This is a genomic window from Bradyrhizobium sp. 1 (assembly GCF_023073315.1).
GTDB lineage: Bacteria > Pseudomonadota > Alphaproteobacteria > Rhizobiales > Xanthobacteraceae > Bradyrhizobium.
The window spans coordinates 690,442-715,907 of record NZ_JADPJH010000022.1 but is presented as its reverse complement, the minus strand read 5'-3'; the positions used below and the strand labels follow the sequence as shown (position 1 = coordinate 715,907).

The following is a 25,466-nucleotide window of genomic DNA, read 5'->3' as shown; positions in this document are numbered from 1 at the left end:
GCCTCCCTAAGGCGCGCTCGGCCCGTTACTCGCGGAGATTGTCTTCGGTTCCCATGTGTGCCAGAGTGGCTGCATTGCATTTTGACTGACATTTGCAGCCACAGGCCATTTATAGGAGCTGAACATGAGCTTCCTAGTCGAGCGCCCGCCGGAGCAATATGATCGGGCCGCCTTCTCCGGTTTCAACACATCCAGTACCTTCAACCTCGGCACTGCGCGCGCGATGATGTGGATGTCGCAGCTCGCCTACGAGACGCATGTACCCGCAACGATCAAAGACGTTTCCGGGTTTTTCCAGCTCTCCGGTGTCACGGTGTTGAGCAAGCCCGCCAAATCGTCGCTGCCGATGACGGACACGCGGGGTGTCATCGCCAAACGAGACGATGCGACCATCGTGGCCTTCGCGGGCACTGATCCGCTTCATCTTCTGAACTGGGTCAGTGACTTCACGCTCGGCCGGCCGCAGTCGGCCGTACACGAGGGTTTCCGCGACGCGGCAGCAGCCGTCTGGAATGACGTGAAGGACGCGCTGAAGGCCGCACTCGATGCCGGCTCGCCGATCTTCATCACCGGACACAGTCTCGGAGCCGCCATCGCGGTGGTCATCGCGGATGTCGCACGCCGCGAACTTCAACTTGGCAACGCGCAGATTTATCTGTTCGGTTGTCCGCGCGTTGGCCGGGCCGACTTCGTCGCGCCCTATAACATCTCGCTCGGAGCGACGACCTATCGTCTGGTGCACGGCGCCGACATCGTCCCGACGGTGCCGCCGCCACTCCTTGGTTTCCACCACGTCGGCGGTTATCTGGGCTGTGCTTCCGGTGCGAAATTCGCTGCCACACCGCCGGCTCCCGGTTCAGACGAGCCGATGGCGGAGGCCGGATTGGGAGAGCAGCTCCGCGGTCTCTTCGTGGGCTTCTCGCAGAATGCGCGGAGGGATACGCTCGGCCAGCTTACCGTGGCCCTGCCGCCGGGGATCGGCGACCACCTGCCGGATCGTTACTGTGCCGCGCTGACGCCGGTTTAGTAGCACGCCGCCATCGCGCCGAGTTTTGGATAGAGCTTATCGATCGCCGCGATCTCGCTGTGCATCTGCGCGCTGATCCAGTCGCGGATCTCGGTGGCGATCGGGCGCATCGGCCGGTTGCGCGGCGGAAGAAATTCGCAGATGCGCCGCGTGGTGGTCAGCCGGTCGGAGGCCGGCACCAGCGCGCCGGTCAGCAGCCAATGCGAGGCGACCGTCAGCCAGCCGAGCGCGATGCCCTGGCCGAGCAAAGCGGCCTGCACCACGACGGCATAGTCGGTGAAGCTCAGCGCCTTGGCCGCGCCGCGGCGTCCGGTGAGCAGCGATGCGTAATCCGCGGCCCAGTCGCCGGGCGTCTCGGCGAGGCGGATGATGGTGTTGCTCTCAGTGGGATCGGTGGCGCCGAGATAGCCGGGGCTGCACATCGGCAGCATCACTTCCTTCATCACCAGCGTGCCGCCGGACGACGGCTCGTCGCGATCGCGAAAACGCATGCCGAGATCGACATTCTCCACCGGCCCGCGCAGCGCGCCGGAGATCAGCTGGAAGCGCAAATCGACTTGCGGAAATTGTTTCTGCAGCTTGTCGATGCGCGGCATCAACCAATGCGTGGTGAAGGCGGAAGAAACCGACAGCGTCACCGTCTCGGTGCCCTTGCGGCGCCGCTCGATCTCGACCAGTCCGCTCTCGATGCTGCGAAAGCCTTCGAGCACGCGGCGATAAAGCAATTCGCCTTCCTCGGTGAGCACCGCGCGGCCAGCTTTGCGATCGAACAGGCGGACGCCAAGATGCTCCTCGAACTGGCCGAGCATCCGGCTCACCGCGGGCTGCGTGACGTTCAGTTCGGCGGCGGCCGCGGTGAAGCTGCCATTGCGCGCCGCTGCGTCAAAGACGAACAGGGCGTTACTGGAGGGCAGCATCCGGCGCAGCTCAGGCATAACGCCATGTTATGGGCGCGGTGAGAATTTGGCAATTGCCGGACTTTGCCAAGTCTGGTGTCATTGGCATGACAGCCTAAACACAGGGGTTGCGAGCGAAGATTTGGTGCGGCGCACGCTGCGCCTCTGATTGCTTCAACGCCCTGTCTATAAAGCAGGCTTATGGCGCGCAGTGAGGCACGCCATTGCAGGGACACGGGCGAGGTCGATCGTTGGACAAACGAGCGGAAAGCGTCGAGATCAGGTCGGCCAGCAAGGCCTACGGCGCCGTACGCGCCCTCGACGACGTGTCCCTCAATGTCGGCGCCGGCGAATTCGTCTCGCTGCTCGGCCCCTCCGGCTCCGGCAAGACCACGCTGCTCGGAATTTTGGGCGGCTTCATCCTGCCGACCTCAGGCACAATTCTCTTCGGCGGCCGCGACGTCACTTACATGCCGCCGCACAAGCGCGACATCGGCGTCGTGTTCCAGAACTACGCGCTGTTCCCGCATATGAGCGTTGGCGAGAACGTCGCCTTTCCCTTGCGCGCACGCCGTCTGCCGAAAGCGATCTGGCCCGACAAGGTGCGCGCGGCGCTCGCGATGGTCGGGCTTGCCGGCTACGAAGAGCGCGGCATCGCGCAGCTCTCCGGCGGCCAGCGCCAGCGCGTCGCGCTGGCGCGCGCCATGATCTTCGAGCCGCGCCTGATCCTGATGGATGAGCCGCTCTCCGCGCTCGACAAGCAGCTGCGCGAATCCATGCAGATCGAGCTGCGCGCGCTGCACAAGCGCATCGGCGCCACCATCATCTACGTCACTCATGACCAGCGCGAGGCGCTGACCATGAGCGACCGCGTCGCCGTGATGAAGGACGGCCGCCTGATCCAGATCGACGCGCCCGAGCGGCTGCATGATCATCCCGCAGATTCCTTTGTCGCGAGTTTTATTGGCGAAGCCACGATGTTGCCGGTCCGCCGCCTCGATGCGTCCAGCGTCGCGCTCGGCAATGCGCTGTTGCGCAGCGCCCGCGCCATTCCTGACGGCGATGCGCTGATGCTCGCCGTGCACAGCGAAAAACTCCTGATCGACGACGGCGCGCAGGATGCCGCCTGCAACCGCCTGACCGGGACGGTCACCGACATCGTCTATCAGGGCGAGAGCCTTCGCATTTTCCTGGCGCTTGCCGACGGCATCGCGCTCAGCCTGCGCCAGCCAGCCTATCACCAGGCGTACCAGCGTATCCCGCCGCTCGGCGGCAGCTTGACCGTCACCCTTCACCCCGAGGACACCATCGTCGTGCCCAGGGGCAGCGACTAGCCTCCAGCCTTGTCCAAACCGAGAGAAGAAAAAATGTCGTCAGCAGCCTCGTTCAGCAATTTCAAGGTTCTCACCTTCGACGTCGTCGGCACCTTGATCGATTTCGAGACCGGCGTGCTCTCCGCGGTGCGCAGGATCTCGGGCAAGACACCGGCCGAGCTCAGCGACGACGAGATATTCGAATCCTACAAGCGCGGCCGCGACGCGCACTATGAGCGCTCGAGCGAGGTGATGTTCCACGTCTATCGCTATCTCGCCAAGGAGCTCGGGCTGGCGTCTGACGATGCATCCTGCGACATATTCCAGCTCGCGGTGCTGCGCTGGGGGCCGTTCTCCGATTCCGCCGAGGCGCTGAAGCGGCTACGCACGAAATTCCGGCTGGTGGCGATGACCAATGCCGACCGTGTCGCGCTGTCCTGTTACGCGCATGCGCTCGGCAATCCCTTCGACGATACTGTCTGCGCCGACGACACCGGCGTCGCAAAACCCAATCCGGAGTTCTTCGCCTACAACAAGGGCCGCCAGTCTGCCTTCGGCTACAAGCAGTCGGACATCCTGCACGTCGCGCAGAGCCAGTACCACGACATCGGGATCGCACGAAAACTCGGCTACAAGGTGTGCTGGATCGAGCGCCGTCAGGGCGTCGCGGGTTTTGGCGGCACGCCGGCCGTGGAGACGCTGACAAAACCGGACTTCCATTTCCCGACGCTGAAGGCACTTGCGGACGCCGCGATTGGACCTGTGGCGTAAATCCGGGAGCGCGGGCATGACACGGGACTGGAGCGCGCTGCCATCGGCCAATTCGCTGTGGGAAGCCACGGCGGAGCCGGCGCGCGACTATCCCGTGCTGTCGGGCGAGAGCCAGGCGGATGTGGTGATCATCGGCGCGGGCTATACCGGCCTGTCCGCGGCGCACCACGTCGCCGAGAGCGGGCTCGCTCCGATCGTGCTGGAAGCGAACCGCCCCGGCTGGGGCGCGAGTGGCCGCAATGGCGGCGTGATCACCGCAAAGTTCCGCCTGTCGTTCCGCGAGGTCGACGCCGTGCACGGCCGCGCCATGGCGCGGCGCATGTACGAGATCGCGCATGAATCGACTGATATCGTCGAGGAGCTCGTCTCCGAATTCGGCATCACCAGCGCCGCGTTGACGCGCGTCGGCCAGGTCAAGGCCGCGCATAACGAGACGACGCTGAAGGCCGCGATCGACGAAGTGGCGTGGATGAAGCAGGAAATGGGCGATGCGGAGGTCCGTATCCTCGACAAGGGACAAGTGCGCGAGGAGACCGGCTCGGACGTTTTCGTCGGCGGCGTGCTCAATCCGGGCTCCGGCGGCATTCATCCGCTGAATTATCTGCGCGGCCTCGCCGATGGCGTGGCGCGCCGCGGCGTTCCCATCTTCCAGGAATCGCCGGTGCTGAGGCTGCGGCGCGAGAAGGATGGCATCGTCGCGGAGACGCCGCAAGGCGCGGTGCGCGCCAAGCAGGCGATCATCGCGACCAACAGCTATTCGGACCTCACCGATGCAACCGCGCAGATGCAGCGCACGCTGATCCCGTTCCGCAGCGCCATCATCGCCACCGACCAGCTGCCGCGCAATCTCGCGGGAAGGCTGATGCCGACCGGGCGCACCTACACCGAGACCAAGCGCATGATGCGCTGGTTCCGCATGGTCGACAATCGCGTGATCTTCGGGGGCCGCGGTGCGTTCGGCAAGCAGGACTCGCAAGCCGCGTTCGATGCATTGCGCAAGGCGATGGTCGGCATCTTCCCTGATCTCGCCGATGTCCCGCTCGCCTACAAATGGTCGGGCTTGGTCGCGATGACGCTGGACTCGGTGCCGCATATCGGCCGGCTCGACGACCGCACGCTGGTCTCGATGGGCTACAACGGCGCAGGGGTTGCGATGTCGAGCCTGATGGGCCGCTATCTCGCCGCCTTCGTGCGCGGCGAGACGCCCGATGTCGGGCTGCTCGATGCACGGCGCCTCAAAGCGATTCCTTTCTATCCGTTGCGCGAACCGGCCGTGCGCATGGTCGCCGGCTGGTACCAGTTTCTCGATGCGATCGGTCAGTGATTTATTTGGAGGAGGCGAGGATGACGATGAGACAGCACTTTGGATTGGGCTGCACGCTGCTGGGCGCAATCGGATTTGCCACGACGGCCAGCGCCGCCGAGCAGATCACCTTCGTCTCGCAAGGCGGCGCCTATCAGGCGGCGCAGACGGTGGCGATCCTCGATCCCTCCGCCAAGAAGCTCGGCATCACCATCAACCAGGACTCCATTCCCGACGCCTGGCCCGCGATCAAGACGCAAGTGGGCAGCGGCAAGCCGATCTGGGATGTCGTGGACACCCCGACCGGCTATTGCCTGCGCGGCGGCGAGCAGGGGCTGATGGAGAAGCTCGACTTCTCGAAAATCCCGAACGCGGCGGCAATGCCGGAGGCGTATCGCAGTCCCTATTCGGTGTCGTACGAGTTCTATTCCAGCGTGCTCGCCTACAGCCAGAAGACCTTCCCGAAGGACGTGCCGAACAGCTGGGTCGATTTCTGGGACGTCAAGAAATTCCCCGGCCGCCGCGCGCTACGCAATCACCCGATCGCCACGCTGGAAGCGGCGCTGATGGCCGACGGCGTCGCACCCGACAAGCTCTATCCGCTCGATGTCGACCGCGCCTTCAAGAAGCTGGAAGAGATCAAGCCGCATATCACGGTGTGGTGGACCTCGGGCGCGCAGTCGGCGCAGTTGCTCAATGACGGCGAGGTCGACATGGAGATGGCGTGGAACGGCCGCGTCAGCGCCGTCGCCAAGGAAGGCGCAAAAGTCGCCTTCACCTACAACCAGGGCGTCCTTCAGAGTACCTCGCTCTGCATCCTCAAGGGCGCGCCGAATCTCGATACGGCGGTGAAATTCCTCAACGAGGCCGTCGATCCCGTGCACCAGGCTAATCTGCCGCTCAACATCGATTACGGCCCGGGCAACCCGAAAGCGTTCGAGACCAATGTGATCAAGCCCGAGCGCGCCGCGCAATTGCCGAGCGAGCCCGCGAACGCATCGAAGCAGGCGCTGATGTCCTACGCCTGGTGGTCCTCGCCCGCGGGCGAAGCCGCCGAGAAGCGTTGGGCATCGTTCATGCAGAAGTAAGCGAGCGAGGCAGCGTTGACGACATCAATGTCCGATCCATCGCAAAAGCATCAGCGCCGCGAGCACGGGCTGATGCTGGCATTGGTGTCGCCGGCGCTGCTTGTGATTTTGCTGTTGATCGTGCTGCCGGTCGGCTGGCTCGCCTGGCAGTCGATCTACCATGACGGTTTCACGCTGGAAAACTATCGCCGGGTCTTTACCGAAGACATCTACTGGCGCAGCTTTGCGCTGACCTTCGAGATCAGCCTCGCGGTGACAGCCATTGCGCTGCTGCTCGGCTATCCCGTGGCCTACCTTGCCAACTCGTTGCCGAAAGGGTGGAGCATCCTCATCCTGTCGCTGGTGGTGCTGCCGTTCTGGACCAGCGTGCTGGTCCGTGCCTATGCCTGGCTGGCGCTGCTCCAGCGCACCGGCGTGATCAACCAGTTTTTGCGTTATCTGGATGTGATCAGCGAGCCGCTCGCGCTAGTCCACAACACCTTCGGCACGGTGGTGGCAACCGTGCATATCCTGCTGCCCTTCATGGTGCTGCCGCTCTATGCCACCATGCAAAAGATCCCCGGCGATCTGATGCAGGCCGGCGCCAGCCTGGGCGCGAGCCCGTCGCTGACTTTTGTTCGTGTGTTCCTGCCGCTGTCGCTGCCGGGCGTGCTCGCCGGCTGCACCATGGTGTTCGTGCTCTGCCTCGGCTTCTACATCACGCCGGAACTGCTCGGCGGTGGCCGCACCGTGATGGTATCGATGCTGGTAAGCCGCAATGTCGAGCTCTACAACCAGTTCGGTGCGGCGAGCGCGGTCGCCGTCGTGCTGCTCCTGAGCGTGCTCGTGATCTTCTTCGCCGTCAGCCGCTTCATCTCGCTCGAACGCGTGTTGGGGCAGAAATGACGCGCATCTCGCCCGCACGGATCGCCCTCTACGTGATCAGCACCCTGGTGCTGGTCTATCTGATCCTCCCCGTGCTGATCATCGCGCCGATCTCGTTCTCCAGCGCGCGCTTCCTGACCTTCCCGCCGCCGTCGTTCTCCACGCGCTGGTATCAGCAGTATTTTTCCAACTCCGCCTGGATGCAGGCGACGCGTGTGACGTTGACGGTTGCATTCCTCACCGTCGTGATCGCAACGCCGCTCGGCGTCGCCGCCGCTTATGCCATCAGCCAGTCGAAGCTGCGCATCATGCGGGTTATCCACATGGCGCTGCTGCTGCCGCTGGTGGTGCCGATCATCATCACCGCGGTCGGCATCTTCTTCGTCTATGCAAAGGTCGGCCTGGTTGCGACCATGCCGGGCCTGGTGCTGGCGAACGTGATGCTTGGATTGCCCTATGTCGTGATCTCGGTGCTGGCGGGCATGCAGAGCTTCGACCCCGCGCAGGAAATGGTCGCGCGCAGCCTCGGCATGAACCGGTTGCGCAGCTTCTTCGCGGTGACGCTGCCGCAGATCAAGTCCAGCGTGATCGCCGGCGGCATCTTCGCGTTCATCTCGGCAATGGACGAGACCATCGTCGCGCTGTTCATCTCGGGCGGGCAGTACCAGCCGCTGACCAAGCGCATGTTCACCGCGCTCCGGGACGAGATCGACCCGACCATTGCCGCGATCTCGACACTGATGACGGCGGCGTCCTTCATGCTGGTGCTGTTGGCGAGCACTCGGAGGAAGAAGACCGGGTGAGGGGAGGTAGCTCCACTCCGTTCGTGGTGTCGTGTGCCCCGGACGCAGCGCAGCGCTTCTTCAGCGGTGCGCTGCAGAGCCGGGGCCCATTGGTCCGAGCGTTCCTGTGCCGCTATCTGGGTCCCGGCTCTGCGCAGCAACGCCAAGAGCGTTGCAGCGCGTCCGGGACACGAGAGAGCGTGGCGCGGCCACCATCTCCGCTCTTTCGCTCATCACACCTTCCCCAGCCACGCCAAAATCATCTCCACGATCTGCGTCCTGCTCTTCGCCAGCACCTTCGGCTCGCTGAGGTCGCGGTCGAACAGCGCCCCAAATGTGTGGCGGTTGGCGACGCGGAAGAAGCAATAGGAGGAGATGGCGAGATGCAAATCGATGGCGTCGATGTCGTCACGGAAGACGCCTTCGCCGCGGCCGCGCTTGAGGATGCCGTCGAGCGTCGCGATCACGCTGGCGTTGAGCTGGCGCAGTTGCAGATTCTGTTTCAGGTGCTTGCCGTGGTGGATGTTCTCGATTGAGACAAGGCGGATGAAGTTCGGATTACGCTCGTCATGGTCGAAGGTCGCCTCGATCAGCCGGCGCAGTCCTTCGCGGGCGTCGCAGCTTGCGATGTCGAGCTGGTCCTCCAGCGCGCGGATGCTGCGATAGGCCTCTTCGAGCACCGCGAGGTAGAGCTGCTCCTTGCCGCCGAAGTAATAGTAGATCATGCGCTTCGACGTGCGTGTCCGCGCCGCGATCGCGTCGACGCGCGCACCGGAATAGCCTTCCGAAGCGAATTCGGCCATCGCCACTTCGAGGATGTCGCGCTTGGTGCGCTCGGGGTCGTTGGTGCGCTTCGATGGGGGCGGCATGCGCTCGAGCATTGCTGTTTGTCCCGCCAGTTTCCACGGATGGCCTTGAAGGTGAAGGCAAATTTCGCACGTTCAGGCGCTGATCCAACAAGTATTGCATAAACGTACTAGTTCGTACATTATGGATCCAAACCAAGGTTGCGGCAACAAAAACCAGAAAACGCTCGCAAGGCGCGATCGCCCGATGCGAGCCGCAACGGACACCGGGGGAGGAGAATTCAATGACGTTGACGTCAACCGCACCACTGCGCGCGCCATCAGCCGCGGAAGCTACGCAAAACAAGCTGCCCAAGCGCGCCGCGCTCGTCAGCTTCGTCGGCAGCATGCTCGAATACTACGACTTCTTCATCTACGGCACCGCGGCGGCGCTGATCTTTCCAAAAGTGTTCTTCGCCAATGTCGACCCGGCGACCGGAACGCTGCTCGCGCTGCTCTCCTTCGGCATCGGCTATATCGCGCGGCCCGTGGGCGCCGTGATTCTCGGTCATTTCGGCGACCGCATCGGACGCAAGACGGTGCTGCTGTTCACGCTGGTGCTGATGGGCTGCTCGACGCTTGCGATCGGCCTGTTGCCGGATGCCAAGACGATCGGCAACGCCGCACCGGTTATACTCACGCTGCTCCGATTGTTGCAGGGTCTGTCGGCAGCCGGCGAGCAGAGCGGGGCCAACTCGCTGACGCTGGAGCATTCCGCCAATTCCAACCGCGCCTTCTTCACGAGCTGGACCTTGAGCGGCACCCAGGCCGGCGCGATCCTGGCGACGCTGGTGTTCATTCCGGTGTCGAGCCTGCCGGAGGACCAGCTGCTGAGCTGGGGCTGGCGCATTCCGTTCCTGCTCTCGGCGCTGGTGCTGCTGGTTGCCTATCTGGTGCGGCGGACCATGCCGGAAACGCCTGTGTTCGAAGACATCAAAGGCAAGGATCAGGTGGCGCGCTTCCCCGTGGTTGCGCTGTTGCGCGACTACTGGCGGGACGTGCTGCGCGTCATCGCCTGTGCGCTGATCGCGACGGTGAGCACGCTGACCGCGGTGTTTGCGCTCGGCTATGCCACGAGCAAATTCGGCGTCGCGCGCCCGACCATGTTGTGGGCCGGCGTACTCGGCAACGTCACCGCGCTGATCGCGCAGCCGCTCTGGGCCTTGCTCGCCGACAAGATCGGCCGCAAGCCGGTGTTCATCGGCGGCGTGCTCGCCTGCGCCGTGCTGCTGTTCCCCTATTTCATGCTGGTGACGTCGGGCAGCACGACCGCGATCTTCGCCGCAGCGATGGTCCTGTACATCGTCTATTCCGCGCCAAATGCGATCTGGCCGTCGTTCTATGCCGAGATGTTCGAAGCGCGCGTGCGCTATTCCGGCACTGCGATCGGCACCCAGCTCGGCTTCCTGGCCGCCGGTTTCACGCCGCTGATCAGCGCGAGCCTCGTCGGTGAGGGACCGAACGGCTGGATCCCGGTTGCGATCTTTGTCGCCGGTTGCTGTGTCGCTTCGGCTGCGGCCGCATCGACCGCGCGCGAAACCCACAAGGTCGACATTGCCGATCTCGGCAAGCGGAGCGCGTGAACGAAAGACGGGGACATTATCGCATGCTGACCAACGCTGTTCCCACCACGCACGGCCCTATCATTGGGGCCGAGCAAGGGCACGTCCGCGCCTTCAAGGGTGTGCCCTTTGCGATCGCGCGGCGCTTTGCCAAAGCGACGCCGCCGCCTGCGTGGGCCGAACCCCGCCGCTGCACGGACTACGGCGCTTATGCGCCGCAGCCCGGACATCCCGATCAGGCGGAGCAATCCTGTCTTAGCCTGAACATCTGGACGCCGACCCGCGTCGATCGTCCATTGCCCGTGCTGTTCTTCATTCATGGCGGCGCCTTCGTCACCGGTGGCGGCGCCGACTATGATGGCGCATTCCTCGCCGCGCACGGCCCGGCCGTCATCGTCACCATCAACTACCGGCTCGGCCCGCTCGGCTTCCTGCAATTGCACCGTCACGGATTGGGCGAGGCCAATAACCTCGCGCTCCAGGACGCGCTCGCGGCGCTCGACTGGGTGCATGCCAACATCGAAAACTTCAGTGGCGATCCGGATCAGGTGACGCTGTCCGGCCAGTCGGCCGGTGCGTCGATGGTGATCGCGCTCGCAACCTTGTTGCAAGCCAAGGGCAAGTTCGCCCGCGCGCTCGCGCTCAGTGCACCCGGGCGCGCCATCATGAGCGCCGATCATGCCGACGACGTCGCGCGCCGCACACTGGCCGAGCTCGAACTCGAGCACGAGCCAGGCGCGATCGCGACGGTGCCGCTGCCGAAACTCTTTGCGGCGGTGGAGCGGGTCGGCCGCAAGCTCGGCGACGAGACGGAGTCAAGCACCATATTCGGCCCGGTGCTCGATGGCACAATGATCCCGCGCGAGCCGTGCGATGTCTTCGCCGATGGGACCTTGCGCGACATTCCGCTCTGGCTCGGCTCCTGCCGCGACGAGATGGTGATGTTTTTGAAGAGCGCGCCGCCAGCCGCGATGATCCGCACCACCGAGCGGCAACTGCGTGCCGCGTTCGGAGACGCGGGCTGGGAGCGCCTGCTGGCGTCCTACCGCACCACGGCGCGCATCGACGAAGACGCTTACGAAGCGCTGCTGTCGGATGCGTTCTGGCACCGCCCGATGGCCGAGCTTGCGCGGCTTCATGCTGCGGCCGGCGGCGCGGTGTGGCTGAGCCGGTTCGACCATCGGCCGGCGCTGGAGCCGTTCCTGTCGCAAGGGCCGACCCACGGCGCCGACAATGCCTGCCTCTGGGCGCATCTGCCAAATTTCGTCGATCGTCCGATCCTGAAGCGCAAGGGCGGGCCGATGACGCCTGCCGACATCGACGTCGCCGCGCGGTTTCAAGACAATTTGCTGCGGTTCGTCACGACAGGTGCTCCGGGTGTTGCGGAAGCCTGGCCGCGATTCGAGCTGGCCACGGAGCCGCTCGCAATCTTCGGTCAGCCGTTCCATATTGTGCCTCTCAATGAAGGCGCGCGCGTCCGCATGTGGGCGGAGCTGACCGAACAGTCCCGTTCCGAAGTCGTCGCCTGACAAGAAAAGAAAGGGAGATCGGATGAGCGTTTCAGATAGTGGGCGCGTGCTTTCGCGCGCGGTTCTTGCGATAGCCTCAATCTTCTCTTTGCTGGCGGCCTCGCCCGCGCCGGCGCAGATCGTCGCGACACCCGTTCCCGGAGATCCCGTCAGCATCGATACCGGCGCCGTCTCGGGCAAGGTATTGACGTCGGGCGTAAAGGGCTATTTCGGCATCCCCTACGCCGCGCCGCCGCTTGGCGATCTCCGCTGGCGCGCGCCCGAGAGGGTCGAGGCGTGGAAGGGAACCTATCATGCTGACCGGCTGGCACCGGAGTGCATCCAGGTGCTGCGCCGGCACAATCTCAATCACTATTTTGGTGAGGAGGCGACTAGCGAGAACTGCCTCTATCTGAACATCTGGGCGAGCGCCGATGCGAAGGCGGGCGCGAAGCTGCCGGTCGTGGTCTGGATCTATGGCGGCGGCTTTACGCTCGGCTCCAGCGGCATGGCGGTGTATGACGGCGAGAACGTTGCGAAGAAAGGTACGATCTTCGTTAGCTTCAACTACCGCGTCGGCATTTTGGGCAATCTCGCCCATCCCGAGCTGACCGCGGAATCGCCGCACCGTGCCTCCGGCAATTACGGCCTGATGGACCAGGTCGCGGCGCTGCAATGGGTCAAGCGCAACATCGCGGCCTTCGGCGGCGACCCCGACAACGTCACCATCACCGGGCAGTCGGCCGGCGCCATGTCGGTGTCGGCGCTGGAGGCGAGCCCGCTGGCGAAGGGCCTGTTTCATCGCGGCTTCGCGATGAGTCTCAGCATGTTCGACAATCGCTTCAAATTCCCGGCGCTGCCCGCCGCCGAGAAGATCGGCCTCGAGGTGCAATCGGCGCTCGGTGCAGCGTCGCTTGCCGAGATGCGGCAGATCCAGGCCGACAAGATTTTGGCGATCCAGAAGGATTGCCAGCTCGGCTGTGCCGGCACGATCGCGGTCACGCCCGATATCGACGGTTACGTCCTGCCCGACACCGTTCCGAACATTTTTGCCGCCGGCAAGCAGAACGATGTCGCGACCGTCGCGGGTTTTACCAGCGACGAAAGCTCGAATGATCTGCGCACGGCGGTCAATCTGGAAGGTTACGTCGCGGCTGCGCGAAAGCTTTATGGCGGCCAGGCCGACCGTTTCCTCGCGCTTTATCCAGCGAAGACCGACGGCGAGGCGAAGGCCATGGGCCTAACAGCGGCGCGCGAGGGCCTGGTGGAGATCGGCACGCGCAACTGGGCCGAAGCCCAGGCGAAAACCGGCAAGGCGCCGTTCTACATGTACATGTTCTCGCGTGTGCATCCGTTCGCAGCCAACGTCGAATTCTTCGATAGCCCCAGAAGATCGGCGCCTATCACACCTCCGACGTGCCCTATTGGTTCGGCACCCAGGACGCCTTCAACAAGTTCCGGACCACGCGGGTCTGGACCGAGTTCGACCGCGCGCTGTCCGAGCGCATGATGGACACGCTCGTCGCCTTCGCACGCACGGGAAACCCGAGTACGCCGGCGACGCCGTGGCCGCAATGGGCCGAGGGGACGCAAAAGTTTGTCGAGTTTGGCGACGATAGCGGCGTGCGCGAGGAGAATCGCGCGCGTCTCGACTTCCACACGCCGGCGAACGTCACGCCCTCGACGCCGCGGGTGTCGCGGGACTAACGCGCGGCTGACTTAAGATGAAGCGTTTTTGCAGGATTACCTGTAACCTGCTTCACACGCGAATACGCCAGACAACGCTAGATGAAGTCAGGTCGCGCCTCCGCGCGGCCTGCTTCGGAGCTGGCGATGATGGTTGCATTGGCAAAGGCAATATCCCGCGCGACGAGAATCGACGTTGACGTCGAAACTCTGAAAGTACTGTTGATCTTCTCGGGAGCGGGCCTGCTGGTCTCACTTGTGGCCGCAATGATCTACGGACAGGCCTTCAACACCGCCTTGTTCTGAAATCGGGCGGTTTCACCGCACTTCGAAGTCCATGATGCACTGCCCGAGCTTGAGCTATTTTCGAAACAGCGAGATGTTGTCACCTAGCCAATCGGTTACCGGGCGCGGAGCGTGGCCGGTCAACGCGCGGACGGTTGATGTGGTCTCGGCGAGCACTGATTCGTAGAAAGCTCGATCCAGACCGAGCAGCAGGTCGGCGACAAACTCGCTGAGTCCCGAAGCGAGCAGCTTCTCACGCTGCTCTGCAGGGCTTCGGCGCTGATATGTGACGGTGCGGCCAAGCAATCCGGACAGTTCATCTGCTATCTCAGGCATGCTCACCGCGGTTGGCCCGGTCAGGTGATAGGCGCGCTGAGAAGTCACGTGCGCATCGTCGAGAAGGACGGCGAACGCGGAATCTGCGACATCGCGTGTGTCGATCAGATTGACCAATCCATCGCCCGCTGCCCCGCCCCATGTGTCGTTGGCAACTGGAGCGCCAGCCCGCGCCAGGATGTCAACGAAACTCGAAGGTCGCAAAACCGTAAAGCCTACGTCGCGGGTCGCAAGATGCGCCTCGATTTGCATATGCCAGTCAAACGGATGTAGCCGAGACGGCGGTCCCAACACGGACAATTTGACGATATGGCTGACGCCGGCGGCCACGGCTGCGTCGATCAGCGCGATTTCATTGGCGACCTGCCGGGGAGACGTGCCGTGGGCGAGGAACAAACGGTCAGCGCCGCGCAACGCGTCGTCCAGAGTTGACCGTGCATCGAAGTCCACCGTCGCAACGGAGACCCCGGACGGCAGGCGTTCAGCGCCCGGCGCGCGGGTCAACGCCACAAGCTCAACCGGTTCGGTGACCAGCTTCGAAATCAAGGCGGAGCCCACGCGACCTGTGGCTCCGGCGACCGCAACGCGTGGACGGGCGGCTCCCGGCTCGGAGGGATTGAACATCTGGACAACCTTTCGTATCTTGGAACGATCAGTTCAGGATAATTGGAACGATCGTTCCATGATGTCAAGCGGGAATGTCATGAGCGGAAAACCTCAATTCGATGACGATGCCGTGATCAATGCCGCGATGGATGTGTTTTGGCGTCACGGCTATTCGGCCTCGTCCATCGATCAATTGACGACCGCGATGGGGTTGTCGCGGTCCAGCATGTACAAGCGATTTCAAGACAAGGACGGGCTATTTCAGGAAGTCCTTTCGACTTACGTCGAGCGCGTCGTGAGGCGGATGAGCGCCGTTCGCGGCGACACGAAGCGCCAACAGCTCGAAGCGCTGATGCACGAATTCCTGCCCAGGGGAGGCAAGACGGTACGACCCGCTGGGTGCATGCTGGCCCGATCTTGTGCCGAGATGGTCGATCTTCCTCTGGCGGGACAGTCGGTCGCGCGGCAGGGACTTACGCGGCAGCGCGCGATCATCGGCGAGATTTTGCGCGAGGCGGTCGAAAGCGGAGAATTGGCGGCAACCGACATCGAGGGATTGGCGTGGCACTATCTCGGCGTGTTGCAAGCCATCATGAATTTACCGCAAGCCGGCGCGACTGTCGGCGAGCTTCGCCGCGTTGTAGAACTTGCAATGACGGCGTGGCCATTGCTTCCGGTCGCCGCTCCCCGACGTGCCGTCTGATATGGACGTTGGCCTATGTCCGCTGTGGGATACGAAGCTGGCATCTGTAATGTGTTAGACGCCAATGCGCCAAACAACGCTAGACGAAGTCAGGCCGCGCAATCGCGCAGCCTTCCTCGGAGTTGGGGATGATGGCTGCACCGGCTGGCCGTCAGAACTGGATCTCCGGCGGAATGTCATCCGCGCTGAGGCCGATGGTTTCAAAAGCCTTGAGCATCCATTCGCGGGTCTGGCCCAGCGCGCGGTTGTAGTCGGCCCAGGCGCTGAGGAAATCCTTGTAGCGGCGATCGCCTTCGGCACGGATGCCGAGATTGGTCGGCAGCGTGAGCAGCGGCCGGGGCACCGCGAGCTCGCCGAGCGTCGGATTCTTCTTCAAGGTCGCGACTGAAAGCACGGCGAGCGATATATTGCAGTCCGCGCGCCCGGTGGAGACGGCAAGGATCGCCTCGTTTCGCTCTTTGAAGCCGAGGATCGTCGCCTTCGGGCAATAGCGCCGCGCGATGGTCTCATGCGTGGAGCCGATGTCGACGGCGATCTTGACCTCGGGCTTGTTGATCTCCGCCCAGGTCTGTGGCTTGGCAAAACCCTTCTTGGTGATGACGGTGAAGGAGTGCACCAGAATGGGCGAGGAGAAGTCGATGACCAGCGAACGCTCGGGCGTTGGATTTACCGCAAAGGCAAGATCGATCTTCTCGGCCTGAAGATCCAGGATCTGGTTGCCCCAGGTCGATTCCAGCGTCTCAACCTTGGCGCCGAGCTTGCCGGCAATGTCGTTCGCCATGTCGATGCAGGCGCCCGACCATTGATTTGTCGTGAGGTCCTTGTGGAAATAGGGATCCTGGCCGGCGATGACGGCGATCCGCAGCAGGCCGCTTTTCTTGATGCGGTCGAGCGTGGACGTCGGCGCGGTGTCGGCCTTCGCCGAACCGGCCGCGGCCATCGCGGCGCCGGCGAGAGCGACGGTGGTGAGTGCGTCCCTGCGATTCATGGGCAGTTGCTCCTGAAGAGAGTTCAGCCGGCTTCTGGACTATTCTTGTATTCAGGACTAAATGCAAGGTAGTATTTCTTCTTCCGAGTATGAAAGAGAAGCCCGTGCGCGCCCTGTTCGTCGACGCCAACGAAACCCTTGCTGCCGTGACTGAAAAGCTGCTCCGCGGCGACGAGCTTCCGGTCGGCATCAACCGCAATCCGTCCATCACGTCCGACGACCTGCCACGTCTCATGGAAGGCGTCGAGATCATGATCGTCGATCACACCGCGGTGCCGACGGCGGTCGCCGCGCAGTGCGCGGCGCTCAAACATGTGGTCTTTCTCGGTACCGGCGCGCGCAGCTACATGAATCCGGATGAGTTGGCTGAACGCGGCATCGCCGTTCACACCATCAAGGGCTATGGCGACACGGCGGTGGCCGAATGTGCGATCGCTCTGATGTGGGCCTCCGCCAAGAGTTTTGGCGAGATGGACCGAGGCATGCGCGACGGCAACTGGCTGCGTCGCGATGCGCTCCAGCTCACCGGTAAGACGCTGGGGCTGATTGGCTTTGGCGGCATCGCCGCCGAAGCCGCGCGCATGGCGGCGGGCTGCGGCATGAAGGTGATCGCCTGGAACCGGTCGCCGAAGACGCATCCGGGCGTCGAATTCGTTTCGCTGGAGAAGCTGCTCGCGGAAAGCCATGTCGTCTCGCTGCACCTGCTGCTCAACGACGAGACCAAAGGTTTTCTATCGCGCGAGCGCATCGCGCTGATGCGTCCCGGCAGCATCCTGATCAACACGGCACGCGGCGCCGTCGTCGACGAGGACGCGATGTGTGATGCGCTGCGCTCCGGTCACATCGCGCATGCTGGCCTCGACGTCTTCACCGTCGAGCCGCTGCCGGCGGGCCATCCGCTCACAAAACTGCCGAACGTGACGCTGTCGGCGCATTCGGCGTTCCGCACCCCGGAGGCGAGCGACAACCTCATCGGCGCCGCGCTCAATCATTGCCGCCGCATCATCGCGAATGGACGGTAGTGCAAACAACAGGGGCGGGCATGATGCCTGCGCAGGGTCCGAGAAGCCTTTCGATCTTGCGCGCCCTGTCCGCCTGTCCTACGCCACCTCGGAACAAAATCTGCGCGGAGCCGTGATGTGCATCGCCAAAGCCTGCAGGGAGCCGTCATGACCATTCGCAACACCCGCACCGGGGGCCAGATCCTGATCGACCAGCTGGTTGCCCAGGGCGTCGACCGCGTCACCTGCGTGCCGGGCGAGAGCTATCTGGCGGCCCTCGACGCGCTGCATGACAGCCCGATCGACGTCGTGATCTGCCGCGCCGAAGGCGGCGCCGCGATGATGGCGGAAGCCTATGGCAAGCTGACCGGGCGCCCCGGAATCTGTTTCGTGACCCGCGGCCCCGGCGCCACCAATGCCAGCCACGGCGTCCACATCGCGATGCAGGACTCGACCCCGATGATCCTGTTCGTCGGCCAGGTCGACACCGGCATGCTCGAGCGCGAGGCGTTCCAGGAGCTCGACTACAAGGCGGTATTCGGCACCATGGCGAAGTGGGCCGTCGAGATCGATCGCCCCGACCGCATTCCGGAGTTGGTCGCGCGCGCCTTCCGCGTCGCCATGCAGGGCCGCCCGGGCCCGGTTGTGATTTCGCTGCCCGAGAACATGCTGACCGAGACCGCCGCTGTTGCCGACGCCATGCGCATCGAGCCGGCGGTGAGCTGGCCGGCGCCTGCTGACATTGAGCGTGTCGGTGCGATGCTCGCGAGCGCCAAGGCGCCGCTGGTCATTCTCGGTGGCTCGCGCTGGAGCGATGAGGCCACCAAGAGCATCGCGCGGTTTGCCGAACGCTTCGACCTGCCGGTTGCGACCTCGTTCCGCCGCGCGTCGCTGATCGACGCCGATCATTCGCATTATGCCGGTGATCTCGGCATCGGACCGGCCCCCGGCCTGAAGGCGCGCATCGACAATGCCGATGTCATTCTCCTCATCGGCGGCCGCATGTCGGAGATGCCGTCCTCGTCCTACACGCTGTTCGACATTCCGACGCCGAAGCAGAAGCTGATTCATGTGCATCCCGGCTCGGAAGAGCTCGGCCGCGTCTATCAGCCCGAGCTTGCGATTCAGGCAACACCCGCCGCGTTCGCTGCCGCCGTCGAGACGCTGAAGCCTTCAGGCACGGTTGCCTGGAAGGGCGAGGCCCCCAAGGCGCATGCCGATTACCTCGCCTGGACCGACAAGGCGCGCGAGCTGCCGGGCAATTTCCAGTATGGCCAGGTCATGACCTGGCTGCGCGACCGTCTGCCCAAGGACGCGATCGTCTGTAACGGCGCCGGCAATTATGCCGGCTGGATCCATCGCCACCACCGCTTTCACAGCTTTGCAACCCAGCTCGCACCGACCTCGGGCTCGATGGGCTATGGCGTGCCGGCGGCGGTGCTCGCCAAGCGGCAATATCCGGATCGCACCGTCGTTGCCTTCGCCGGCGATGGCTGCTTCCTGATGAACGGCCAGGAGTTCGCGACCGCCGTGCAGTACGACGTTCCGCTGGTCGTGATCGTCGTCGACAATTCGCAATACGGTACCATCCGCATGCACCAGGAACGCGACTATCCCGGTCGCGTCGTCGGCACCCAGCTCAAGAACCCTGACTTCGCGATGTACGCAAAAGCGTTCGGCGGTCATGGCGAGCGCGTCGAGCGCACCGAAGAGTTCGCGCCGGCGTTCGAGCGCGCGCTCGCCTCGGGCAAGCCGTCGATTCTCCACTGCATCATTGATCCCCGTGCGATGTCGGTCGGCAAGGATTTTGCGCCTGCGGTGAAAGCGTAAGCGATGCCCGAAGGCCGCCATGTTGCCATCATCGGAGCCGGTGCGGTCGGCGTGATCAGCGCCATCGAGGCGCTGCGCGAGGGTCATCGCGTCACGCTGATCGATGCGGGCGAGCCCGGTGGCGAACAGGCGGCGAGCTACGGCAATGCCGGCTGGCTCTCCTCGCATTCGGTGATCCCGCCGGCCGAGCCGGGTATCTGGAAGAAGGTGCCGGGCTATCTGATGGACCCGCTCGGCCCGCTCGCGATCCGCTGGTCGTATCTGCCAAAGGCGCTGCCTTGGCTGATCAAATATCTGCTCTCGGGCTGGACCGAGGCGCGGGTCGAGCAGACGGCGTTTGCGCTGCGTGACCTTCTGAAGGACGCGCCGCTGCTGCACCGGAAGCTTGCGGAAGAAGCCGGCGTCCCCGAATTGGTGGAGCGCAACGGCGTGATGCATGTCTTCCCGTCGCGCGGCAATTTTGACAACGATCTCGGCTGGCGCCTGCGCAAGAAGGTCGGCGTGGAATGGCTGGAGCTGAATGCCGACGAGATGCGTCAGCGCGAGCCGGAGCTACATCCGCGCTACACCTTTGGCGTGGTGGTGGAGGAGGCCGGCCGCTGCCGCGATCCCGGTGCTTACATTGCCGCCCTTGCCCAGCATGCGCTCGCCAGCGGCGTGACGCTGGTGCGCGCCAAGGCGACCGGCCTCAAGCTTTCCGGCAACAAGCTCGTTGCCGTCGTTACCGAGACCGGCGAGATTCCCTGCGATGCCGCGGTCGTCGCCGCCGGCGCGCATTCGAAGCGGCTGACCGCATCGGTCGGCGATTCCTTGCCGCTCGAAACCGAGCGCGGCTACCACGTCATGATCGAGAACCCGGAATCAGGTCCGCGCAGCTCGATGATGGCGTCCGATGCCAAGATGGTGGTGAACTGGACCGACAAGGGCCTGCGCGCCGCCGGCACGGTCGAGATCGCCGGCCTCGAAGCCGCGCCGAACTGGAAACGCGCCGAGATTTTGCGCAACAACCTCCTCAGCATGTTTCCAAAGCTGCCGAAGGACATTCCGGCCTCGCGCATCAAGACATGGTTCGGCCATCGGCCGAGCATGCCCGATGGGCTTCCCTGCATCGGCCATTCGCGGGCCTCGCGTGATATCGTCTACGCCTTCGGCCACGGCCATGTCGGCCTGGTCGGCTCGGCCCGCACCGGCCGTCTCGTCGCGCAGCTTCTGAGCGGCAAGCAGCCGGAAATTCCGCTTGCGCCGTTCGCGCCCACTCGCTTTCTCTGAGATCGCATCATGACCACTCCAGCCAGCTCGCCTTCTCGTATCGCCCGCGGCGGCAAGGCCATCTATGGCGCGCCGCTCGGCATCCTGATGCTGGAAGCGCGCTTCCCCCGCATTCCCGGCGACATGGGCAATGGCACGACCTGGCCTTTCCCCGTGCTCTATCGCGTGGTGAGCGGTGCTTCGCCGGAGAAGGTGGTGCTGAAGGGCGCGGCCGGCTTGCTGCCTGATTTCATTGATGCGGCCAAGGATCTGGTGCGGCTCGGGGCCGAAGCCATCACCACCAATTGCGGATTCCTCTCGCTGTTCCAGAAGGAGATCGCCGCGGCTGTTGGCGTTCCCGTTGCGACCTCGTCGCTGATGCAGGTGCCGTGGGTGCAGGCGACCTTGCCGCCAGGCAAGCGTGTCGGCCTCGTCACGGTGTCGGGCTCGACCTTGACGCCAGCCCATCTCGAAGGCGCCGGCGTGCCGCTCGATACGCCGCTGGTCGGCACCGAGAACGGCAAGGAGTTTTTTCGCGTCCTGATCAAGGCCGAGAAGGACGATATGGACGTTGCGCAGGCGGAGCGTGACGTGGTCGAGGCTGGCAAGCAGCTTGTCGCCAAAAACCCTGATATCGGCGCCATCGTGCTCGAATGCACCAACATGCCTCCTTATGCAGCAGCTTTGCAGGCCGAAGTGGGATTGCCGGTCTATGACATCTATTCCATGATCACCTGGTTTCATGCTGGACTGCGCCCGCGCGCCTTCGCCTGAAGTCCGGCTGTCGTAAAGCTCTGCACAAGCTGCGCTAAACTGTCGTTTGCATTGCAATCACTCCCACAGCCCCGGTATATTGGGCTGTGTTCGGGCATGAATGCAGCTGATGATGAGCAACGTAGAACTGGTTTCCGATAGTATCGTCGATCGCGTCTATGAACAGCTCAAGGCGATGGCCGTGAGCTACGAGTTCAAGCCGGGCGAGCGACTCAACGAAGGTGAGCTGGCCAAGCGCCTCGGCGTCAGTCGCACGCCGCTGCGCGAAGCGCTCAACCGTCTCAACACCGAAGGCTTTCTGCGCTTCACGCCGGGCAAGGGTTTTTTCTGCCGCGAGCTCGACGCCCACGAGATCTTCGATCTCTACGAGCTGCGCAAGTCGATCGAGGTCGCCTCGGTCCGTCTCGCTATCAAGCGCGCCAAGGACGAGGACATCGATGCGCTCTTGAAATTCCTCGAAGCCACCGGCCCCGATCCCGGCGAGCGTTCCTCAGTCGAGCTGGTCGAGCTCGATGAGACTTTTCACGAGCGGCTGATGGGGATGTCGAACAATGCCGAGATGCTGCGCGTCCTGCGCAACGTCAACGCCCGCATCCGCTTCGTGCGCTGGATCGATATGGACAGCATCAACCGCTCCAACACCCAGGCCGAGCATCGTGCCGTGGTCGAGGGCTTGAAGGCACGCGACGAAGAGGCTTGCGTCTCTGTGCTGGAAAAGCACATCGACCGTCGCCTCGATCGCATCACGTCGGCGATCAAGGAAGGCTACGCGCAGATCTATATGCCGGCTGCGGCGAGGTCGGCGGCGAACTAGCTTCGAGCCGCAGTGACGCTGTCCTTCCCTTCTCCCCTTGCGGGAGAAGGTGGCGCGAAGCGCCGGATGAGGGGTATCTCTCGGCGTGTATCGATGCATCCGAGTACGCGGAGAGATACCCCTCACCCCAGTGAGTATGTGTCCACCTGCGGTGATGCCCTCTCCCGCAAGGGGCGAGGGCGCCGCAATGCGCAGCGCGCCCTTCCCGCAGCTATACAATCCCTCGATATCTGCTCATGCCAGACGGTCAGAGCTTTCACACGCGAGCATCGCTAGTGTGCCCTCGAAATTCACGGAGACAAGCGGTGCACAGCCCTCAACCGAATCCTGATACACGTACCAGCGACGACTGGCCGTCCGAGCTCCATCGCATCCTGAAAGCCGCCGACGTGCGGCAGATGTCGTACGTGCCGGATGCCGGCCACAGCCAGCTCATCCGCATGTTCTCCGCAGACCCCGACGTCACCACCAACGTGCTGACGACGGAAGAGGAGGGCATTGCCATCGCCGCAGGCGCCTGGCTCGGCGGCCAGCGCAGCGTGCTGCTGATGCAGTCGAGCGGGGTCGGCAATTGCATCAACATGCTGTCGCTGTCGGCGATTGGAAGATTTCCGCTGCTGATGCTGGTGACGATGCGCGGCGAATGGGCCGAGTTCAATCCCTGGCAGGTGCCGATGAGCCGGGCGACGCAGCCGTCGCTGGAGGCGATCGGCCTGAAGGTGATGCGCGCGGAGACGCCGGACGATCTGGTCGAGACCGTCGAATCCGCGGCGTCGCTCGCCTACGAGTCTGACCAGCAGATCGCGGTCCTGATCGGGCAACGCCTGATCGGCAAGAAGAAGTGGTGATGTCCATGCAAGCTCAACTCGACCGCCGCGCCGCTGTCGCCGTTCTCCTGAAGAATCGCAAGGACACGCTGGTTGTCTCCGGCCTCGGCTCGCCCACCTACGATTTGCATTCGGTCGGCGACCACGACGGAAATTTCTATCTCTGGGGCGCCATGGGCGGCGCCGCGCTGATCGGCCTTGGGCTGGCTCAGGCACAGCCGGGCAAGCGCGTCCTCGCCTTGACCGGCGACGGCGAACAACTGATGGGCCTTGGCGGTCTCGCCACCATCGGCGTCGCGCGGCCGCGCAATCTCGACATTGTCGTGATCGACAATCAGCATTTTGGCGAGACCGGCATGCAGGCGAGCCACACGGGGCGCGGCGTCGATCTCACCGCGATCGCCGCCGCCTGCGGTTTCGCCGCGACTGGAACCGTGCGGACGACGGGCGAGGTGGAGCGTCTTGCTGCGCAAATCGCCGAACCGGCGGAAGGCCCGCGGCTCTTCGTCATCAAGGTTTTGGCGGAAAATCCGCCGCGTTCGCTGCCCTCGCGCGATGCCGTCTTTATCAAGAACCGGTTCCGTGCTCATCTCGGCTTCGCGGCGGCTTGAACCGGGGTCCTCTCCGGGATAGTTCGCTGCCCAAGCAGCTATCCCTGGAGTGAGACTATGAAATTATCCGGCAAGGTCGCCGCCATCACCGGCGCGGCGCGCGGCATCGGCAAGGCCTGCGCAAAGAGATTTTTGGACGACGGCGTCAAGGTCGTCATCTCGGATGTCGATGCCGGGGGCCTCGCCGCCACTGCCGCCGAGCTGGGACGGCCGGATGCCTTGCGCACCGTCGTTGGCAATGTTGCCAAGCGCACCGATGTCGATGGGCTCGTCGCAACTGCCGTGAAGGAGTTCGGCCGGCTCGACATCATGGTCAACAATGCCGGCGTTGCCCGCAACCGGGACATCCTGGAGATTTCCGAAGAGGAATTCGACGAAATCATCGGTATCAATTTGAAGGGTGCATTCTTCGGCGTGCAGGCAGCGGCGAAGCAGATGATCGCGCAAGGCGGCGGCGGGGTCATCATCAACATGTCCTCGGTGAACGCATTGCTGGCGATCCCGGCGCTTGCGACCTACGCGATGTCCAAGGGGGGCATGAAGCAGCTGACTTCGGTCGCCGCCGTCGCGCTCGCCCCGCACAACATTCGCGTCGTCGCGGTCGGGCCGGGCACGATTTTGACCGACATGGTGGCGTCGTCGATCTACACCTCGGAGGATGCCCGCAAGACGGTCATGTCGCGCACGCCGGCCGGTCGTGGCGGCGAACCAAGCGAAGTTGCTTCGGTTGTTGCATTCCTCGCGAGTGATGATGCGTCCTACATCACCGGGCAGACGATCTATCCGGATGGTGGCCGGCTGATCCTGAATTACACGGTACCGGTGAAGGATAAGTAGGGGGACGCGGAAGGTCGCCCCACACTCGCTGTCATCGCCCGGCTTGACCGGGCGATCCAGTACGCCGTGACAGCAGTGATAGAGCCGATGGGCCGCGGCGTACTGGATGCCCCGCTTTCGCGGAGCATGACAGCGGTAGTGGTGCGGGCGGTTTGCCCTTCACTCCGCTGCCACCGTCATTCCGTAGCCCAGCCGCTTCGAAATGCCGCCGGCGCAGTCGCGCAGCGCATGCGCGATCGGGCTGTCCCAGCGCGCATCAAAAGTGCCCTCCGGTCCCATCGCGGTGATGACCAGCGCGACATGGCCGGAATGGTCGAACACGGGTGCTGAGAACGCATTGACGCCGGGCAGAGGATCGCCGAGTGCACGGGCGAGGCCGTGCTTGCGCACCTCGGTGAGCATCTCGGTGACCTTCGCACCTTTCACGGCACGCTTCGGATTGTAGCCGACGCCATGGCGGTCGAGGCCGCTTTCGAGCGCCGCGTTGATCGTCTTCTCCGGCAAGAAGGCCGCAAAGGCGCGGCCGGTAGCGGTCTCCAGCAGCGCCATCACCGAGCCCGCGCGCATCACGATGTGCATGGGCTGGCCGGGCTCTTCCAGCTGCACCACGGTCGGGCCATGCGTGCCCCAGACCGCCAGCGAGACCGCGTGTCCGATCTGGCTCGCGAGCGCGGCGATCTTCGGCTGCGCGATGCGGACGCCGGAGAGACGGCGCAGGCTGATCAGCCCGAGCTCCAGCGCGAGTGCGCCGATCTCGTAGCGGCCGGTGGTCTCGTCCTGCTCGATCAGTCCGATGCGGGAGAAGCTGGCGAGATAAGGATGCGCCTTGGCCGGCGTCATGCCGGCTTCCCGCGCGAGATCGCGCAGCATCATCGGCTCGCCGCTGCGGGCAAGCGCCCGGAGCAGTTCTCCGCCGACCTCGATCGACTGGATGCCGCGACTCTCTCTCTTCATGCGCCTC

General features: G+C 64.0%; 26 protein-coding genes. 21 read left to right on the top strand and 5 right to left on the bottom strand.

Translation table 11 applies throughout. The annotated features are described in order from the left end of the window. The first annotated feature begins 124 nt into the window (after positions 1–124). On the top strand, positions 125–1,027 hold the full coding sequence (locus tag IVB29_RS20060) for a lipase family protein (protein WP_247505088.1): 903 nt from the start codon (positions 125–127) through the stop codon (positions 1,025–1,027). On the opposite strand, the gene IVB29_RS20055 is transcribed toward IVB29_RS20060, so the two are convergent. Next, a complete protein-coding gene (locus tag IVB29_RS20055; protein ID WP_247505087.1) occupies positions 1,024–1,962 on the bottom strand; it encodes a LysR family transcriptional regulator in 939 nt (312 codons plus the stop codon). The two genes, IVB29_RS20060 and IVB29_RS20055, sit on opposite strands and share 4 nt — an antisense overlap. Before the next feature lie 212 nt (positions 1,963–2,174). On the opposite strand from IVB29_RS20055, the gene IVB29_RS20050 reads away from it, so the two are divergent. From IVB29_RS20050 to IVB29_RS20025, 6 genes are read left to right on the top strand one after another with little or no spacing between them, the layout of a single operon-like run. Next, positions 2,175–3,257 (top strand): ABC transporter ATP-binding protein, encoded by a 1,083-nt coding sequence (locus IVB29_RS20050; RefSeq protein WP_247505086.1) that lies wholly within the window; start codon positions 2,175–2,177, stop codon positions 3,255–3,257. A 33-nt stretch (positions 3,258–3,290) separates the two neighbouring features. Further along, entirely contained in the window at positions 3,291–4,007 is a 717-nt protein-coding gene (locus IVB29_RS20045) for an HAD family hydrolase (RefSeq protein WP_247505085.1), read from the top strand. A 16-nt stretch (positions 4,008–4,023) separates the two neighbouring features. Further along, complete coding sequence (locus tag IVB29_RS20040; RefSeq protein WP_247505084.1) at positions 4,024–5,331, top strand: FAD-binding oxidoreductase; 1,308 nt, start codon at positions 4,024–4,026, stop codon at positions 5,329–5,331. A 20-nt stretch (positions 5,332–5,351) separates the two neighbouring features. After that, positions 5,352–6,398 (top strand): ABC transporter substrate-binding protein, encoded by a 1,047-nt coding sequence (locus tag IVB29_RS20035; RefSeq protein WP_247505083.1) that lies wholly within the window; start codon positions 5,352–5,354, stop codon positions 6,396–6,398. A gap of 27 nt (positions 6,399–6,425) precedes the next feature. Beyond that, complete coding sequence (locus IVB29_RS20030) at positions 6,426–7,283, top strand: ABC transporter permease (protein WP_247505082.1); 858 nt, start codon at positions 6,426–6,428, stop codon at positions 7,281–7,283. Then, positions 7,280–8,065, top strand: coding sequence for an ABC transporter permease (locus IVB29_RS20025; RefSeq protein ID WP_247505081.1), 786 nt, complete (start codon positions 7,280–7,282; stop codon positions 8,063–8,065). Before IVB29_RS20030 ends, IVB29_RS20025 begins: the two co-directional genes overlap by 4 nt. A 212-nt stretch (positions 8,066–8,277) precedes the next feature. Here the strand turns inward: IVB29_RS20025 and IVB29_RS20020 are convergent, their stop codons facing one another. Continuing rightward, complete coding sequence (locus tag IVB29_RS20020) at positions 8,278–8,925, bottom strand: TetR/AcrR family transcriptional regulator (protein WP_247505080.1); 648 nt, start codon at positions 8,923–8,925, stop codon at positions 8,278–8,280. A 209-nt stretch (positions 8,926–9,134) separates the two neighbouring features. Here IVB29_RS20020 and IVB29_RS20015 point away from each other — a divergent pair, with 209 nt between their 5' ends. The 5 genes from IVB29_RS20015 (at position 9,135) to IVB29_RS19995 (ending at position 13,951) form a co-directional block, all read left to right on the top strand. Beyond that, positions 9,135–10,472, top strand: coding sequence for an MFS transporter (locus IVB29_RS20015; protein ID WP_247505079.1), 1,338 nt, complete (start codon positions 9,135–9,137; stop codon positions 10,470–10,472). Positions 10,473–10,495: 23 nt separating this feature from the next. Further along, entirely contained in the window at positions 10,496–11,980 is a 1,485-nt protein-coding gene (locus IVB29_RS20010) for a carboxylesterase family protein (RefSeq protein ID WP_247505078.1), read from the top strand. A gap of 22 nt (positions 11,981–12,002) precedes the next feature. Beyond that, positions 12,003–13,469 carry a carboxylesterase family protein gene (locus IVB29_RS20005; RefSeq protein WP_247505077.1) on the top strand — a complete coding sequence of 489 codons (1,467 nt, stop codon included), beginning with the start codon at positions 12,003–12,005 and terminating at the stop codon, positions 13,467–13,469. After that, positions 13,376–13,666, top strand: coding sequence for a carboxylesterase family protein (locus tag IVB29_RS20000; protein WP_247505076.1), 291 nt, complete (start codon positions 13,376–13,378; stop codon positions 13,664–13,666). Before IVB29_RS20005 ends, IVB29_RS20000 begins: the two co-directional genes overlap by 94 nt. An 81-nt stretch (positions 13,667–13,747) precedes the next feature. Continuing rightward, positions 13,748–13,951 (top strand): hypothetical protein, encoded by a 204-nt coding sequence (locus IVB29_RS19995; protein WP_247505075.1) that lies wholly within the window; start codon positions 13,748–13,750, stop codon positions 13,949–13,951. A 54-nt stretch (positions 13,952–14,005) separates the two neighbouring features. Here the strand turns inward: IVB29_RS19995 and IVB29_RS19990 are convergent, their stop codons facing one another. Next, positions 14,006–14,890: an SDR family oxidoreductase gene (locus IVB29_RS19990; protein ID WP_249806441.1), complete on the bottom strand. Its 885-nt coding sequence runs from the start codon at positions 14,888–14,890 to the stop codon at positions 14,006–14,008. On the opposite strand from IVB29_RS19990, the gene IVB29_RS19985 reads away from it, so the two are divergent. After that, positions 14,883–15,575 carry a TetR/AcrR family transcriptional regulator gene (locus IVB29_RS19985; protein WP_247505073.1) on the top strand — a complete coding sequence of 231 codons (693 nt, stop codon included), beginning with the start codon at positions 14,883–14,885 and terminating at the stop codon, positions 15,573–15,575. The genes IVB29_RS19990 and IVB29_RS19985 overlap by 8 nt on opposite strands. Before the next feature lie 151 nt (positions 15,576–15,726). Here the strand turns inward: IVB29_RS19985 and IVB29_RS19980 are convergent, their stop codons facing one another. After that, on the bottom strand, positions 15,727–16,563 hold the full coding sequence (locus IVB29_RS19980) for a transporter substrate-binding domain-containing protein (protein ID WP_247505072.1): 837 nt from the start codon (positions 16,561–16,563) through the stop codon (positions 15,727–15,729). A 104-nt stretch (positions 16,564–16,667) separates the two neighbouring features. On the opposite strand from IVB29_RS19980, the gene IVB29_RS19975 reads away from it, so the two are divergent. The 8 genes from IVB29_RS19975 to IVB29_RS19940 all read left to right on the top strand — a co-directional run bounded on the left by IVB29_RS19975 (position 16,668) and on the right by IVB29_RS19940 (position 24,505). Beyond that, a complete protein-coding gene (locus tag IVB29_RS19975) occupies positions 16,668–17,585 on the top strand; it encodes an NAD(P)-dependent oxidoreductase (RefSeq protein ID WP_247505071.1) in 918 nt (305 codons plus the stop codon). 147 nt (positions 17,586–17,732) lie between these two features. Further along, a complete protein-coding gene (locus tag IVB29_RS19970) occupies positions 17,733–19,394 on the top strand; it encodes a thiamine pyrophosphate-binding protein (RefSeq protein WP_247505070.1) in 1,662 nt (553 codons plus the stop codon). 3 nt (positions 19,395–19,397) lie between these two features. After that, positions 19,398–20,663 (top strand): FAD-dependent oxidoreductase, encoded by a 1,266-nt coding sequence (locus IVB29_RS19965; RefSeq protein ID WP_247505069.1) that lies wholly within the window; start codon positions 19,398–19,400, stop codon positions 20,661–20,663. A gap of 9 nt (positions 20,664–20,672) precedes the next feature. Then, positions 20,673–21,416, top strand: a complete 744-nt coding sequence (locus IVB29_RS19960; protein ID WP_247505068.1) for an aspartate/glutamate racemase family protein — start codon at positions 20,673–20,675, stop codon at positions 21,414–21,416. 109 nt (positions 21,417–21,525) lie between these two features. Beyond that, positions 21,526–22,230, top strand: a complete 705-nt coding sequence (locus IVB29_RS19955) for a GntR family transcriptional regulator (protein ID WP_247505067.1) — start codon at positions 21,526–21,528, stop codon at positions 22,228–22,230. 305 nt (positions 22,231–22,535) lie between these two features. Then, positions 22,536–23,078, top strand: coding sequence for a thiamine pyrophosphate-binding protein (locus tag IVB29_RS19950; RefSeq protein WP_247505066.1), 543 nt, complete (start codon positions 22,536–22,538; stop codon positions 23,076–23,078). Next, a complete protein-coding gene (locus IVB29_RS19945; protein ID WP_247505065.1) occupies positions 23,078–23,668 on the top strand; it encodes a thiamine pyrophosphate-dependent enzyme in 591 nt (196 codons plus the stop codon). Before IVB29_RS19950 ends, IVB29_RS19945 begins: the two co-directional genes overlap by 1 nt. 57 nt (positions 23,669–23,725) lie before the next feature. Continuing rightward, positions 23,726–24,505 (top strand): SDR family oxidoreductase, encoded by a 780-nt coding sequence (locus IVB29_RS19940; RefSeq protein ID WP_247505064.1) that lies wholly within the window; start codon positions 23,726–23,728, stop codon positions 24,503–24,505. Between the two features lie 159 nt (positions 24,506–24,664). Here IVB29_RS19940 and IVB29_RS19935 read toward each other — a convergent pair whose 3' ends face one another. Then, a complete protein-coding gene (locus tag IVB29_RS19935; RefSeq protein ID WP_247505063.1) occupies positions 24,665–25,459 on the bottom strand; it encodes an IclR family transcriptional regulator in 795 nt (264 codons plus the stop codon). Positions 25,460–25,466: the final 7 nt, after the last annotated feature.

What these genes read in the sequence shown, in the direction of transcription:
- IVB29_RS20035 (WP_247505083.1), top strand. Translation starts at nt 5,352, where the DNA reads ATGACGATGAGACAGCACTTTGGATTGGGCTGCACGCTGCTGGGCGCA.
- IVB29_RS20045 (WP_247505085.1), top strand. Translation starts at nt 3,291, where the DNA reads ATGTCGTCAGCAGCCTCGTTCAGCAATTTCAAGGTTCTCACCTTCGAC.
- IVB29_RS19945 (WP_247505065.1), top strand. Translation starts at nt 23,078, where the DNA reads ATGTCCATGCAAGCTCAACTCGACCGCCGCGCCGCTGTCGCCGTTCTC.
- IVB29_RS19990 (WP_249806441.1), bottom strand. Translation starts at nt 14,890, where the DNA reads ATGTTCAATCCCTCCGAGCCGGGAGCCGCCCGTCCACGCGTTGCGGTC.
- IVB29_RS19980 (WP_247505072.1), bottom strand. Translation starts at nt 16,563, where the DNA reads ATGAATCGCAGGGACGCACTCACCACCGTCGCTCTCGCCGGCGCCGCG.
- IVB29_RS20010 (WP_247505078.1), top strand. Translation starts at nt 10,496, where the DNA reads ATGCTGACCAACGCTGTTCCCACCACGCACGGCCCTATCATTGGGGCC.
- IVB29_RS20015 (WP_247505079.1), top strand. Translation starts at nt 9,135, where the DNA reads ATGACGTTGACGTCAACCGCACCACTGCGCGCGCCATCAGCCGCGGAA.
- IVB29_RS19955 (WP_247505067.1), top strand. Translation starts at nt 21,526, where the DNA reads ATGATGAGCAACGTAGAACTGGTTTCCGATAGTATCGTCGATCGCGTC.
- IVB29_RS19940 (WP_247505064.1), top strand. Translation starts at nt 23,726, where the DNA reads ATGAAATTATCCGGCAAGGTCGCCGCCATCACCGGCGCGGCGCGCGGC.
- IVB29_RS19960 (WP_247505068.1), top strand. Translation starts at nt 20,673, where the DNA reads ATGACCACTCCAGCCAGCTCGCCTTCTCGTATCGCCCGCGGCGGCAAG.
- IVB29_RS20020 (WP_247505080.1), bottom strand. Translation starts at nt 8,925, where the DNA reads ATGCTCGAGCGCATGCCGCCCCCATCGAAGCGCACCAACGACCCCGAG.
- IVB29_RS19970 (WP_247505070.1), top strand. Translation starts at nt 17,733, where the DNA reads ATGACCATTCGCAACACCCGCACCGGGGGCCAGATCCTGATCGACCAG.
- IVB29_RS20025 (WP_247505081.1), top strand. Translation starts at nt 7,280, where the DNA reads ATGACGCGCATCTCGCCCGCACGGATCGCCCTCTACGTGATCAGCACC.
- IVB29_RS19935 (WP_247505063.1), bottom strand. Translation starts at nt 25,459, where the DNA reads ATGAAGAGAGAGAGTCGCGGCATCCAGTCGATCGAGGTCGGCGGAGAA.
- IVB29_RS20030 (WP_247505082.1), top strand. Translation starts at nt 6,426, where the DNA reads ATGTCCGATCCATCGCAAAAGCATCAGCGCCGCGAGCACGGGCTGATG.
- IVB29_RS20040 (WP_247505084.1), top strand. Translation starts at nt 4,024, where the DNA reads ATGACACGGGACTGGAGCGCGCTGCCATCGGCCAATTCGCTGTGGGAA.
- IVB29_RS20055 (WP_247505087.1), bottom strand. Translation starts at nt 1,962, where the DNA reads ATGCCTGAGCTGCGCCGGATGCTGCCCTCCAGTAACGCCCTGTTCGTC.
- IVB29_RS20005 (WP_247505077.1), top strand. Translation starts at nt 12,003, where the DNA reads ATGAGCGTTTCAGATAGTGGGCGCGTGCTTTCGCGCGCGGTTCTTGCG.
- IVB29_RS20060 (WP_247505088.1), top strand. Translation starts at nt 125, where the DNA reads ATGAGCTTCCTAGTCGAGCGCCCGCCGGAGCAATATGATCGGGCCGCC.
- IVB29_RS19965 (WP_247505069.1), top strand. Translation starts at nt 19,398, where the DNA reads ATGCCCGAAGGCCGCCATGTTGCCATCATCGGAGCCGGTGCGGTCGGC.
- IVB29_RS19995 (WP_247505075.1), top strand. Translation starts at nt 13,748, where the DNA reads ATGAAGTCAGGTCGCGCCTCCGCGCGGCCTGCTTCGGAGCTGGCGATG.